Annotated in this window: 14 protein-coding genes; 8 read left to right on the top strand and 6 right to left on the bottom strand. The window is 39.0% G+C overall.

Annotated elements, in window-relative coordinates; all coding sequences use genetic code 11:
• Positions 1–100 precede the first annotated feature (100 nt).
• Positions 101–1606 (top strand): S10 family peptidase, encoded by a 1506-nt coding sequence (locus EHW67_RS12220; RefSeq protein WP_126162678.1) that lies wholly within the window; start codon positions 101–103, stop codon positions 1604–1606.
• Between the two features lie 58 nt (positions 1607–1664).
• On the opposite strand, the gene EHW67_RS12215 is transcribed toward EHW67_RS12220, so the two are convergent.
• From EHW67_RS12215 to ruvX, 4 genes are all read right to left on the bottom strand, one after another.
• The gene (locus tag EHW67_RS12215; protein ID WP_126162677.1) at positions 1665–4244 is read right to left on the bottom strand and encodes an alpha/beta hydrolase-fold protein; all 2580 of its coding nucleotides are present in this window, start codon (positions 4242–4244) and stop codon (positions 1665–1667) included.
• A 216-nt stretch (positions 4245–4460) separates the two neighbouring features.
• Positions 4461–4886, bottom strand: a complete 426-nt coding sequence (locus tag EHW67_RS12210) for a DUF5606 family protein (protein ID WP_126162676.1) — start codon at positions 4884–4886, stop codon at positions 4461–4463.
• Between the two features lie 58 nt (positions 4887–4944).
• Complete coding sequence (gene def / locus EHW67_RS12205; RefSeq protein ID WP_126162675.1) at positions 4945–5535, bottom strand: peptide deformylase; 591 nt, start codon at positions 5533–5535, stop codon at positions 4945–4947.
• A 1-nt stretch (position 5536) separates the two neighbouring features.
• Complete coding sequence (ruvX, locus tag EHW67_RS12200; protein WP_126162674.1) at positions 5537–5950, bottom strand: Holliday junction resolvase RuvX; 414 nt, start codon at positions 5948–5950, stop codon at positions 5537–5539.
• Positions 5951–6052: 102 nt separating this feature from the next.
• Here ruvX and EHW67_RS12195 point away from each other — a divergent pair, with 102 nt between their 5' ends.
• The 3 genes from EHW67_RS12195 to EHW67_RS12185 are packed head-to-tail and all read left to right on the top strand — an operon-like array spanning position 6053 to position 7847.
• A complete protein-coding gene (locus tag EHW67_RS12195; protein ID WP_126162673.1) occupies positions 6053–6868 on the top strand; it encodes a 2,3,4,5-tetrahydropyridine-2,6-dicarboxylate N-succinyltransferase in 816 nt (271 codons plus the stop codon).
• Positions 6869–6877: 9 nt separating this feature from the next.
• On the top strand, positions 6878–7255 hold the full coding sequence (locus EHW67_RS12190) for a hypothetical protein (protein WP_126162672.1): 378 nt from the start codon (positions 6878–6880) through the stop codon (positions 7253–7255).
• A 7-nt stretch (positions 7256–7262) separates the two neighbouring features.
• Positions 7263–7847, top strand: coding sequence for a LicD family protein (locus EHW67_RS12185; protein WP_126162671.1), 585 nt, complete (start codon positions 7263–7265; stop codon positions 7845–7847).
• Here the strand turns inward: EHW67_RS12185 and EHW67_RS12180 are convergent.
• Positions 7844–8482 (bottom strand): adenylyltransferase/cytidyltransferase family protein, encoded by a 639-nt coding sequence (locus tag EHW67_RS12180; protein ID WP_126162670.1) that lies wholly within the window; start codon positions 8480–8482, stop codon positions 7844–7846. The genes EHW67_RS12185 and EHW67_RS12180 overlap by 4 nt on opposite strands.
• A gap of 330 nt (positions 8483–8812) precedes the next feature.
• On the opposite strand from EHW67_RS12180, the gene EHW67_RS12175 reads away from it, so the two are divergent.
• Entirely contained in the window at positions 8813–9607 is a 795-nt protein-coding gene (locus tag EHW67_RS12175) for a glycosyltransferase family 2 protein (RefSeq protein WP_126162669.1), read from the top strand.
• Here EHW67_RS12175 and EHW67_RS12170 read toward each other — a convergent pair.
• Positions 9589–10410, bottom strand: a complete 822-nt coding sequence (locus tag EHW67_RS12170; protein ID WP_126162668.1) for a glycosyltransferase family 2 protein — start codon at positions 10408–10410, stop codon at positions 9589–9591. The two genes, EHW67_RS12175 and EHW67_RS12170, sit on opposite strands and share 19 nt — an antisense overlap.
• Positions 10411–10512: 102 nt before the next feature.
• On the opposite strand from EHW67_RS12170, the gene EHW67_RS12165 reads away from it, so the two are divergent.
• From EHW67_RS12165 to EHW67_RS20905, 3 genes are read left to right on the top strand one after another with little or no spacing between them, the layout of a single operon-like run.
• Positions 10513–11379 (top strand): ATP-grasp fold amidoligase family protein, encoded by an 867-nt coding sequence (locus EHW67_RS12165; RefSeq protein ID WP_126162667.1) that lies wholly within the window; start codon positions 10513–10515, stop codon positions 11377–11379.
• A 24-nt stretch (positions 11380–11403) separates the two neighbouring features.
• Positions 11404–12090, top strand: a complete 687-nt coding sequence (locus tag EHW67_RS12160) for a phosphocholine cytidylyltransferase family protein (RefSeq protein ID WP_126162666.1) — start codon at positions 11404–11406, stop codon at positions 12088–12090.
• A complete protein-coding gene (locus EHW67_RS20905; RefSeq protein WP_126162665.1) occupies positions 12087–13907 on the top strand; it encodes a CDP-glycerol glycerophosphotransferase family protein in 1821 nt (606 codons plus the stop codon). Before EHW67_RS12160 ends, EHW67_RS20905 begins: the two co-directional genes overlap by 4 nt.

Genomic DNA, 13907 nt, shown 5'->3' with positions numbered 1-13907 from the left:
CAGTCCTTTTTTTAAAGGTCAAATTTTTGCATATTGTAAACCCCTAACTATCATTGCATATACCTGTTTAGCTATTTAAACTAATTTAAATACTAAACTCATGAAAGCGATTACTCTCATTATCACCATGTTATTGGGGTTATTATGTCATGCCCAAATGACAAATGACAGCCTGCCCAAAGCGGAAGTTGCCACTACCATGCAAAGTGTTACCATAAATGGCAAAACAATTTATTTAACGGCAAAAGCGGGTACATTTCAGGTAAAGGACGAATCTAAACGGCCCATAGCCCTAATGGGATTCACCTACTATACCAGAGACTCCAAAAGAGGATTGGCCACCCAAAGGCGTCCCATTGTATTTGCATTTAATGGCGGACCGGGATCTTCCTCCTTTTGGCTGCATATGGGGATTCTAGGTCCAAAAAGAATAGTGGTAAATGATCCAAAATCTACCCCTGCCGCCCCTTATAAGATTGTAAACAACAATTACTCCCTATTGGATATTGCCGATTTGGTAATGATAGACCCAGTAGGTACAGGCCTAAGTGTACCAATAGGTAAGGCCAAGTTTAAGGACTTTTGGGGAGTAGATCAGGACATTAGAAGCCTTTCCCTCTTTATAACCCAATTCCTGATACACAACGACAGAATGAACAGCCCCAAATTTCTATTGGGAGAGAGTTACGGTACCTTTAGGAATGCCGGATTAATGAACAATCTTTTAAACCAAGGAATAGCTATGAATGGCGTTGTAATGGTATCAGCCGTATTTGATTTTCGTACGCTATTGTTCCCTCCCAATGACGACCTACCCTATATTGTACACTTTCCCACCTATGCGGCAACAGCTTGGTACCATGACAAAATAGTGGATAAACCCGAAGATGTCTATGAATTTTTGGATGATGTAAGATACTTTACCGAAAATGAATATGCCCCTGCCCTATTTAAAGGAGACCGTTTAACCGAAAATGAAAAGAGCGATATAGCCCTTAAACTAGCTACCTATACAGGAACGGAACCGGATTATTGGCTAAAAGCAGGACTAAGGGTGAAAGCCAGTGAATTCTTCGCCGAATTTCTTAGGGACCAGGGTGAGATTGTAGGCCGATTAGACTCTAGATTTACTGGGATCAACGAAGACCTTTTATCACAGGAGGGTAGTCACGACCCTCAAAGTTCTGCAATATCCCCTGCCTTTATCAGTGGGTTTTTGGATTATTTTTATGGCGATCTTAAGGTGAACAAAAACCTATTATACACTATTTCCGCAGCCAGAAGAAATGGTTTTAAATGGGACTGGAAACACAAAGGCAATATGAGATGGGGGGCTACTGCCGCAATCAATACTGGTATGGACATGGCCAGGGCATTGTCACGCGACCCTAATATGAAGGTTTTGATCCTGAACGGTATTTACGATATTGCTACGGTCTTTTACGGTGTAGAACACAGTATAAACCACATGGGGCTTACCAAAGAAATAAAAGACAACATAAAAATGGAATACTATGAGGCCGGTCACATGATGTATACCCATAAACCCTCTATGGAGAAATTTAAAAAGGATGTGTCCCAATTTATATTGTCTGCAATAAAATAAACATAGAACCCGTCCCAACACCAAACCAACACTGGTTTATTATTGGGACGGTGTTCTCTTATTTCCACTCAAAATCCCCGCTTTCAAGCGCCCAATCATTACCAAAAAATCCAGCACATTTTACAGCCGACATCCCTTGGGTGAGTACGCTATCATTAAATAGCAATACATCAGGAAAAGTAGTACCGTTTACCAAATAGTGATTGGCATAGGCTGCCTTCATTCCTGTAGCTCCAGTGGCCGTTATCACTCCCACGCTTGCCATATCGCTATCAGACCTAGGGACTATAAAATACATGCCCCAATTGGCACCCTCTAGACTTTTATTCCCAAATTCCAATTTATCATTATATACTTGCAAGGGGCTATCTTTTAGCAGCTTGTTCCAAGCCGCATTATTGGACCTATTACCATAGACCACTACATTACGATCCGGATAGTCCTTTGGAGCAAAATCGGTGTCCGCTACCAATTCAATATTACCATTGGCCTTATACCAAAACGTATCGGCATCAAACCTCGCCTTGTTGTAGTACCATTCATTTTCCATGGCAGTCCCTTTAGTGGCATAGACAAACACCACATCATTTCTAAAAGCGTCCTTAAAACCGCCATTTCTATGTGGGCCTTTTTCTTTTAAGGATGGATTGGTCACAATTTGCCAAACCCCATTCCTTTTTCCAAAAAATAAGCGTTCCTTTAACGGAAGAACCAATTCCTTTCCATTCAATACAATCTGATCAATGGACTCAGGTATTTGGGTGAAATCGACCTCCAACAAGGAAACATTTTCGGTATCCAAAATAAAATTGTTTTCCCTCTTTAAATTAAAGGAGCTTACCTCAAAAGGCTTTTCTTGTTGGTGGATCGTTACAAAATGTGATGTAGCGGATACGCCTGGCGAGCCCGTACTAAACTCTAGTTTTTTTACGTCCTTTGCTTCCGGAATGGTCCTCTGTTCAAAAAAGTCGAATATAGGCTTCCAATCTACGCTGTGATCCCCGTACCAATGTGTACCCCCTGGATATTCATAATAGGTAAAATCTGTATGGAACTTCCCTAGTCGCTCTCTCATATCCCGGGCAATATAGGTAGGTACTACATTGTCTATTTCGCCGTGCAGTACATAGACCCCATGGTGCAAATAATTTCGGATCAACTTTAGGGTTCTACTTGGAGTTCCCGCCCTCTTGACCATGTTTTCGACCGGAGTAGGTACATAGTCCATTGTAATTCTCTCAAACATTTTAGGCGTAATGCCATATTGTTCCCTTTGTTCAGCTGAGAGTCCTGCAATTCTCTTTGTTCTGCCTCCTCGGTACAACAACAGATCCGGATATCCCGCGCAGGGAGCAATGGCCGCAAATTGATCGGGGTAGGTAGCCCCCAAATACCAAGTGCCGTGCCCACCCATAGAATGTCCGGTTAAATAGATCTTCTTATCGTTGGGCTTATAAATCCTTTTACCTTCGGACAAAACCTCCAAAGCATCCAGCCTGCCCCAGTCTTCCCATGCAAACCCAAAAGGTCTTCTATTGGTAGGAGCCACTAAATTACCCCAGTCCTTTTGTTTATAGGCATTGGCCTGATTTACAGCCTCTACAGAAGCACCGTGAACAGAAAGAAACAAGGCAGCTCCTTCCGTAATACCATTCTTCTGCGGCGCCACGCTAAAATACTGTACGCTTCCATCAATACCACTTATAAAGGTTCTCTTGTGATGCCTAAATTTCGACTTCACATTTAATGTCAATACTTCTGAAGACTCCAATTGTCCCTTGGCCGATTTTAATGTCAATGCAACCACTGCTTTCTCCTCTTGGGGATCCAATCCCGATGCCGAAATAACAAAAGGAACCTTATAAACGCTCATTGGGGGTATATCTTGAATGATAGTACTATGTACCTTCTTGTTTAATGAAGCTTCAATACGGGAACCCTTCACCCATTTTTCAGAGGCATTGATTACCCGTATGGCAGCCTGGTACTCCCCTTCCTCCTCTACCAATAGATCGGGAGCTGTAACATCTCGGGTGGTAAACTGTACCAATGTCTTAGGCTCCAACAACCTTGCCCTTACCCTGGGAAAACGCCCCACCTTAAGAACAAAGACATTCTTCCCTTTTTTCAATTTTAAGGGAATAAGGTTATATCCAAAGTCATAATGATCTCCCTCATAAGGCAATCCGTTTATTGAAGCTAGTGAATGACCGGAAGCTTCAAATAATACTGTTTTTTCACTTCCCGATCGATAACTGAGATACACATAACCAGATCTTAATTCCCTACCCGAAAAAGTATTGGTACTATCTACTTCTATTCCTTTCCATTTTAATTCCTTTCCCGTAAAATCTATATCAAAAACATCATCTTTAGTCACCTCCATTGACGGATCCAATAGAAAAGCGTTAAATACGGGATCTAAAGGAAATGATGAGGATTCAAAACCTAAGCTTGGGAGCGTTAGCAACAATCCCTTGTTAAAAACATGCATTACTTTTCCCTCATGAATTTCCTCCACTTTTTCCTTGCCAAAATATTCCACGATATTTCCTGTTCGTTGTTGGCCCGATAGGATAAAAGGAAGACTAAAAAGCACCCATAAAACAAGGGTAAATTTCTTGTGTAATGTAACCATAAAAAATATTGATTAAGAATTTAGTGATTTAATTTCCACAATACCTTATCCAAAGCATAACTATTTAGACCAACAACAACTAAGAAAAGCTAAAGGAAAGGGAGCAAGGCCCTAAGGGGGGGATATTCACAAAATTATTCCTGGGAAAATATAAAAATATCGACATAAAAAAACCTCCTAATTTGGAGGTTTTATAGTCTAGTATTATCAATAGGTTTATTTCTTTTCGCTGGCACCAACCTCTTCTTCCTCTTCGGAAAAGTCGGTAATACCATGTTCTAGCAATAAGTTATACCATTGAATGATCTTTTTTATATCACTGGCATAAACCCTCTCCTCATCGTAGTTAGGAAGCAGGTCGAACATATATTCCTCCAGTTTAATCTTATTCTCTTTGTGGCCCACAGAGGTCTTACCACCATCTTCCTTCTCCTTGATCTTTTCAAATACCTTTCTTAAAGGAACCTCTTCCTCAAGGGTATAGATTGCAATCTCGGACAGGACACTTACATTGTTCTTAAAACTAACGGTAATCTTTTTGCCATCCAAAAGGGATTCGGCCACAAAACCGGATCGTGTTTGGGTTAGCAATTTAAAAAGACCTGGTTTGCCTGATATGGATAATATTTTATTTAAACTCATCTGCTATCTAAAATTTAAGCGGCAAATATGCTACTTTTTGTTTATATAAGAAATTGTTTTAACGTGCTTTTTTAAGATTGGGAAAACGCATTCTATAATCCACCCTAATCTTTCCTTTGGAAATATTGGTCAACCTACCTTTTAGGAGGCGTTTCTTTAGGCTGGAGAGTTTATCGGTAAATAGTATTCCTTCTATATGATCATATTCGTGTTGGATCACTCTTGCCAAAAGTCCGTCATAGGTTTCTTTATGGGCCTTAAAATTTTCATCCATATAGGATATGGTAAGGGTATCTTTACGGGACACATCCTCACGGATATCGGGAATACTTAGACAGCCCTCGTTAAACGCCCATTCCTCACCTGTTTCATCTTCTATTTGAGCGTTGATAAATACTTTTTTAAACCCTTTTAGTGCGTTTTGCTCTTCCTTGGTAAGGTCTTCATCATCAGAAAAAGGAGTGGTATCCACCAAAAACAATCTAATGGGCAGTCCTATCTGGGGCGCCGCCAAACCAACACCACTGGCATTGTACATGGTATCCCACATATTGGAGATCAGCTCCTCCAGTTTTGGGTAATCACTCTCAATATCTTCCGCTACTTTTCTAAGCACGGGATCTCCGTAAGCTACTATGGGTAATATCATACTATTGTTTTCTGTTTAAATAAGCCTGAAGAATTATAGTGGCACTAATTTCATCTACCAAAGCCTTATTTTTCCTTTGTTGTTTTTTAAGTCCACTATCTATCATGGTTTGGAAGGCCATTTTAGAAGTAAAACGTTCATCCTGCCGCTCTACTGGTATCTTTGGAAAAACACCTTCCAAGGTTCTAAGAAATGGTTTTATCAATTCTTCGGATTCAGATGGTAGATTGTTCATTTGCTTAGGCTCCCCTACCACAAATCGCTCCACCTTTTCTTCCTTTACATAGTTCCTCAAAAAATTTAGGAGGTCTTTGGTATCAACTGTGGTGAGGCCAGATGCTATTATTTGCAACTCATCCGTTACAGCAATACCTGTCCGTACCTTTCCATAATCCAATGCTACAATCCTTCCCACGCTAATTTTTTGCAAAAATAAACGATAAATTGTTATATGTGCAAAAACTAAAGGTTAATTACCCCATAGCCCTTATATTTGCTGAAATTTGAATTTTTAAAAATGAAAGAACTGAGAAAAACAATAGAAACCGCTTGGGACAATAGAGAACTACTTAAAGAAACTCCAACCCAAAATGCCATACGTGAAGTCATTGATCTTTTGGACAATGGGAAACTGCGCTGTGCAGAACCTACTACTGAAGGATGGCAGATCAACGAATGGGTTAAAAAAGCGGTAGTTCTTTACTTTCCGATACAAAAAATGGAAACCTTGGAGGCTGGTATCTTTGAATACCACGACAAAATGCCCCTAAAAAGAGGATATGCCGAAAAAGGAATCCGAGTGGTCCCCAACGCAGTAGCAAGACATGGGTCATATATCTCGGCCGGTGCCATTTTAATGCCCAGTTATGTAAATATTGGAGCCTATGTAGATGAAGGCACTATGGTAGATACGTGGGCAACTGTTGGTAGCTGCGCACAGATAGGCAAAAATGTACATTTAAGTGGTGGTGTTGGTATAGGTGGCGTATTGGAACCCCTACAAGCTGCTCCCGTAATTATTGAGGACAATGTATTTGTAGGTTCCAGATGTATTGTGGTTGAAGGTGTGCGCGTAGAAAAAGAAGCCGTTCTAGGTGCCAATGTAGTACTTACGGCATCGACCAAAATTATAGATGTGACAGGAGACAAACCTGTAGAAAGAAAAGGTTTGGTTCCTTCAAGATCTGTAGTTATCCCAGGAAGTTATACCAAAAGCTTCCCTGCCGGTGACTATCAAGTACCCTGTGCCTTGATCATTGGAACCCGAAAAGAGAGCACCAATAAAAAAACTTCCCTGAATGATGCTTTAAGGGAATATGACGTAGCCGTTTAATACTTGCCTATGAAGACCATTCTTGTAGACGCTTGGAATACTTTGGTTACCCAAGATGGAATAGACACCGAAATGCAAAAATTATTGGATGCCTATGACCATACCAAAATAATCTTGACCAATGCCAACCAACAAGAATGTACGGAATATGGAATAATTAATATGCCTTATGAGGTTTTTAGCTTGGAGCACCGCCCCAACAAGACCGATAAGGCATATTACCTTAAAATGCTCCAGCACTTTGATTTAAAGCCCCAAAACGTCCTGTATTTTGAACATAACCTAGAGGCCGTTACCGCTGCCCAATCCGTTGGCATTAAAACATTTCACTACACAAAGAACGATTTAAGGGGATTGGATGCCTTTCTAAAAAACAATATCACATAACCCCCACATGGCCTATAACATTACCTTAGAAGGAAAAAACAAAGTTATTGCCGAAAGAATGCTAAAGCGTGTAGCCGGCATTTTGGAAGAGTGCACTATTGACTATTGGTTGGAAGGGGGCACCCTTTTAGGTATTAGAAGGGAGAACAGACTACTCCCATGGGACAATGACATAGACCTGTCCATTAATGAAGATCAGTTGGGCAAATTGGAGAATTTTTATTCCAAATTAAGAAATGCTGGTTATCGTATACGAACAAGGCACTTCCCGTATACCAACGAGTATTTTAGTGAGGGAGGGATTCGAATGATCAAGATTCGGGAAAAAAAATTTTTCGGTCTTATAAAGGGCCCCGTATGCTTGGATGTTTTTATAAAATACCAACACAACAATAACAGCTACTGGGAGATTGATGGTAAAACCAAATTTGTCCCCAGTAAGTTCTACAGTTCCTTTAAGGAGGTGGAATTTAAGGGCTACCAATACAAGATTCCCGCCCTAACAGATGAGTATCTAACCTATAGATACGGAGATTGGCAAAAAGCAGTAAAAAACTGGGACACTTCTAAAGACGATAACGCTATAGCTTAGGAATTCACTGTCTCCAAGCGCAAAGTACTTTTTAGAATGGTACTACTTACATTAGCGGTATAGGGTACATATTCAACCGGACATGAAGTTTTTGGAAACCTACCCTTCCAATCATCCCCTACCGAAATGGCATCAATATTATATTCATCCACTATTCGCTGTTTGTTCTTATCCAATTGGGGAATAACCTCGTCGACAAAACTTATAGCCTTGACCAATTTTATCCTTTCTTCGAACGGAATAACCGGTGGTCTACCCTTTTCCTTTTCTATGAGCTCGTCCGTAGACACCCCTACTATGAGGTAATCGCACATTTCCTTAGACTTTTTCAAAATGTTCAGATGACCATAATGAAAAATATCAAAGCAGCCCGAAGTATATATCTTATGATACTTCTTGTTTTCTTTTTTATACTTGACTTTGATCCCAAGGGTATTTCCCTTTTTGAGTTTTATAACATAATCCTCGTTATCATAAAAGACGCTAATATTCTTGAGGATTTCCAGCAACTCCAACAGGGCGCCTTCAAATTTAAATTTACAACTAACCAACAACTTCACCTTGTGATTGGGGTCAGTATTAAAATTCCAATTAGGATACTTTGAAGATAATATTTGAAAATAAGCCTCTGTCATAGTATTATAAACCAATAGATTAGTACAAAGTCAGCAAAGATACTAAAACGCCTAGAAGTAAAAATTTATTATAAACAAATATCCATATTGAGAAATATCACATGAAATAGCTCAGAAAATGACAAAATTTCTAGTATAAAAATTGGAATCCCTAGCCTTTCATTTATAAAAGATTACGCTAAAGCTTAAAGAATTAAAAATCTTTCCCATACCGATATACTTTTACGCCATATTTTTTGTTATACCATGGATGAAGGTGGATAAATTCTTACAACGATGACGCAACTTTTTGTTTAAAAGCTATCTAATCCATAGAAAAACATTAATTATATGCCTAGTACAACAGAAAAAATTACAGCTTTGATCATCACCTACAACGAAATGGGCTACATTGAAAAATGTATTGAATCCGTTTCCTTTGCTGATGAAATAATAGTTGTTGATTCCTACAGTACGGATGGCACTTATCAATATTTACTGAATCACCCTAAAGTAAAGGTGATTCAAAATCCGTTTGTGAACTATACGGCACAAAAATCTTTTGCCCTTCAGCAAGCCACCAATGATTGGATACTTTTTTTGGATGCCGATGAAGTAGTGTCGGAAACACTGCAGGAAGAAATTAAAACGAAGGCTGTATCCAATTCCGAGCACAGTGCATATTGGTTTTATAGAACATTTATGTTCCAAAATCAACGTTTAAGGTTTAGCGGCTGGCAAACAGATAAAAATTATCGACTTTTTAGAAAAAGTAAGGCCCGATTTTGTGACAAAAAAATTGTTCACGAAACACTTGTAGTTAATGGGACCTCAGGAATACTACGGGAAAAATTGGTGCATTTTTGTTATAAGAACTACACCGACTATAAATTAAAAATGCTAAAATATGGACGTTTAAAAGCCAAAGAGGCCTTTTACAAGGAGAAGAAATTCTATTACCTCCCCCTGATCTATAAACCCAGCTGGAATTTTTTTCACAATTTCTTTCTGAGGCTTGGTTTTCTAGATGGAAAAAAGGGTATAACCATATGTTATTTAAACGCCCTTGGAGATTTTGAAAGATACAGGGAACTAAAGCGCCTTTGGAAGAAAAACGAGCTTGCCCACTATTTGGCAATGCCATAGGGCGTCCAAGTACATCTTGATGTCCGAACCACTTTTCGGATAGCCTTATTTTTAGCAATGGAATGCATTGTTTTATATCCTCTTTTATGATCTAGGTGAACACAAACTGCACTGTACCTAAGCTGTTTGGCCCTAATGCCACTGTTCAACAATCTTTCTCCCAATTCCCTATCCTGTCCCCCATATTGCATCCGTTCATCAAAACCATTGACCTTTAGAATATCACTCTTCCAACCAGAGGAGTTATGCCCGTTCCAACTCGCATTGGTAGGCGTGAGGGAATTAAAGATTTTGGAAACCCGTCCCTTTACCGTTAACTTACTATTCTTAAATTTCTTAGGGATGCCGTGTGATTTCAACCAATGGATATTGAAACAATTTTGCTTTTCTATATCCTCCTTGCCAATCAACTTGGATATGTGCATGGGCAACATATAATACCCGCCAGATATAAAATATCCTGGAGCACTGTTGAGGTAGTGTACCGCTACAAAATCTTGTCTGGGAATACAATCCCCATCGGTCATGATAATATAGTCTGCCTTACAAGCTCGGACCGCTTTGTTCAATATACGGGATTTTTGAAAACCATCATCCTCTTGCCATATATGTACCATCCTAAAAAAAACTTCAGAGCCCATTTGCTGTATTAACTCTTTTGTTTTTGGGCCAGATCCGTCATCCGCAATGACCACCTCAAAACCCCTAAAGGTTTGTTGATTAAATCCGTACAACACTTTCCGTAGCCATTCTTCAGAATTGTAGGTGCTAATAATTACAGATATGGTGGGTACGCTAGTCATCGCCCCACAAAAATATATACCTTTAATTATATATCTTTGCCACCACCTTTATCTTTATATTAGGTTATGGTAAAAAAAATATTATTTGGACTCCTAAAAAAAATGAAATTCCTGCCCCAGGAGACTTTCGTCAAGATATATTATGAATATTATTCCGGAAGAAAATTGAATTTGCAGAACCCTGTAGAATTTTATGAAAAAATTTCTTGGTACAAAGTTTTTTTTAGGCCTAAAATATTAAACCAGTTGGTAGACAAGCACGCCGTTAAAACCTATGTTACAAAAAAGGTTGGAGCACAGTATTTAAACGAAACACTTGGGCTGTACAATAAAGGTTCCGAAGTAGATTTTGACAAGCTTCCGGATCAGTTTGTAATAAAAGGGGTACACGGTTATCATTTCAACTTAATTGTAAAGGACAAAGCCAAACTCAACAGACTTAAATCCAGATTTCTACTTAAGAAGTGGATGAACAAAAATCAATATTACAGAGGGGGTATGGAATGGGCCTACAAGGATGTAAAGCCCCTTCTTATGGCCGAGACTTATTTGGAAGAAATGGGTAAGACTACCCTGAACGACTATAAGTTCTTTTGTTTTAACGGAACCCCAAAATTTGTCCAAATTGATATGGAAAGAGGGACAAAGGATTATAGGTGCTATTATGATATGGACTGGAACAAATTGGATCTTTACACAGAGAAAATACCTTTCTATGAGGGGGAAGTTCAAAGACCGGAAAATTTTGAGGAGATGAAAAGTGTAGCCTTTCGTTTGGCGGACCAACTTCCCTTTACCAGGGTAGACCTATATTCTATACAGGGAAAAACCCTTTTTGGGGAAATGACCTTTTACCCCTCGGATGCACGAAACCGGTTTTTACCCGAGAAGTACAACAAAATAATTGGTGATTACTTTGTACTACCCAAAATTCCAAAAGGAGAAAAATACATAACCAGTTTAGTATAGACTGGCTTTTAAAATTAAAAAACTATGAAAATCGTCATTTTAGCAGCAGGCATTGGATCTAGACTTGGAAATCCATTCCCCAAACCCCTAACCCCCCTAAAGAATGGTAAATGTATCATGGAAATGCAGGTCGACAACCTAGATGAAACGTTTAACATTGACGATATTAATGTAGTGGTAGGTTTTAAAAAGAACTTAATAATGGAACGCTTCCCAGAGCTGACCTATATATACAATCCGTTCTTTGACCAGACCAATACATCCAAAAGTCTTTTAAAGGCGTTGAGAAAAAATAGGGACAAATCCGTACTTTGGTTAAATGGGGACGTGGTATTTGATGCCGGGCTTTTATCCGTATTAAAACCCTTTATAGACAAGAAGGAATCCTTTGTAGCGGTAAACACAAGCAAGGTGGCCGAGGAAGAAGTAAAATACACCCTTCAAGGCGGTTTTATAGATCAATTGTCCAAAACTGTAAAAAATGGCTTGGGTGAGGCCGTGGGCATTAATTTTATATCCTCCAAGGACATAAAGAGTTTTATTCATAGGTTGGAAGAATGTGATGACAATGACTATTTTGAAAAAGGCTTGGAATTGGCCATAAAAAAAGATGGATTAAAAATCAGTGCAGTGGACATTTCCGAGTACGACTGCATGGAAGTCGACTTCAAGGAAGATTTGGAAAATGCCAATAACCTGTTCCAAAAATGAAAGTAATACTGTTCTGTCAAAATGCCTATGCTTTTGGAATACTAGGCCCTATCAGGGACATACTCCATGAACAGGAGCACGACTTTCTCTGGTATATATCAGAAAAACTTTTGGACAATTTCCCCTTCAAAAATGAGCCGTATACCCTAAGTATATTGGATCTACAATTGTTTAAAAGCGATGCTATATTTGTCCCTGGCAATGAGGTCCCCCACTATTTACGGGGGTTAAAAGTGCAGGTATTCCATGGTTTGGCGGGTGAAAAAAAAGGTCACTTCCGTATCCGCCATTACTTTGACCTATATCTTACCCAAGGTCCATATTTTACCAATAAATTCAATACTCTAAAAAAAGTACATAGGAATTTTGAGGTAATTGAAACCGGATGGCCTAAATTGGATGTTTACAGCACTGAAAAAAACAAATACGAGTTTGAAAAGAAAGCCTTGCTGGAGTTATTTAATACGGATAAAATTGTACTGTACGCCCCTACCTTCTCCCCTAGCCTAACCTCCGCGCCATTTCTGATAAAGGAAATAAAAAAACTAGCAGAAAACACTGGGTATTTAGTTTTTATAAAACTTCATGATCTAATGGATCCGAAGTGGATAAAAGCGTACCGGGAACTGGCCCAAGACACGCCCAATATAGTATTCAAAGAAGACAAGAACATTATAAAATCGCTATTGCAGGCAGACATCCTAATCAGCGACACCTCTTCTGTAATATATGAGTTTATACTCTTGGACAAGCCCGTAATATCCTACAAAAATATATCGGACAAGGTCCTATGGGACAATTCAAATTCGTATAACCAACTCACCCAAAAGGTATTGGACAACTTTGAGTTGGACCAATATGCGCCCGAAAGAACCTTTATAAACATGCAATTTCACCCCTATCAGGACGGGAGATCGGCCTGGAGAATGGTAGATACAGTAAAAAAATATATTGAATTGCATGGTGTACCGGAGAGAAGAAGGCTTTCGCTTAGCAGAAGACTGAAAATAAACTCTATGTTCGGGAAGCCCGTAAAAAATCCGTTTGTAGGTCCCAAGACCAATAAGATTACAGGAATATTGATCACGTATAACGAGGACATACATATCAATGCGGTGTTGGAGAATATAAAGTTTGTTGATGAAATTATAGTGGTGGACAGCTTTAGCTCTGATGGTACGGTAGATAAAATAAAGGCCCACCCCAATGTTAAATTGATACAAAGACCCTTTGTTAACTATACCGATCAAAAGTCCTTTGCATTGGAACAGGCCAGTAATGAGTGGATCCTATTTTTAGATGCCGATGAGCGGGTCCCGGATGCCTTAAGAAACGAAATACTCCAAACCGTAAACGCTAAAGAGCCCACTGCCGACGCCTACTATTTTTATAGGACCTTTATGTTTAAAAAAGAGGTGCTGCGCTTTAGCGGATGGCAAAGTGATAAAAACTACAGGTTATTTAGAAAGAGTAAAGTACATTTTACCCAAGATAGGATAGTTCACGAAACCTTGATTGTGGAAGGCAAATCTGATGTTCTCAAAAACAAAATGATTCACTACTCCTATAAGAATTATGAAGATTATAAGTCGAAAATGATCAAATATGGGCAAATGAAGGCGGTGGAGGAATTAAAAAAAGATTATTCCCCCAATATGTACCACTTCATATTTAGGCCGTTCTATAAATTTTTCAATCACTATTTTATTCGTTTGGGATTTCTTGACGGAAAAAAAGGAATGATCATTTGTTATCTGAATGCGCTGGGAGTATATTCCAGATACAAGGAACTAAAGCGATTAAGAAGTTTAAAATAA

Origin of the sequence: Arenibacter aquaticus, assembly GCF_003957295.1 — a bacterium.
In the GTDB taxonomy this organism is placed as follows: Bacteria; Bacteroidota; Bacteroidia; order Flavobacteriales; family Flavobacteriaceae; genus Arenibacter; species Arenibacter aquaticus.
Note: the sequence above shows the minus strand (reverse complement) of the source record. Positions and strands in the feature narration are given on the sequence as shown.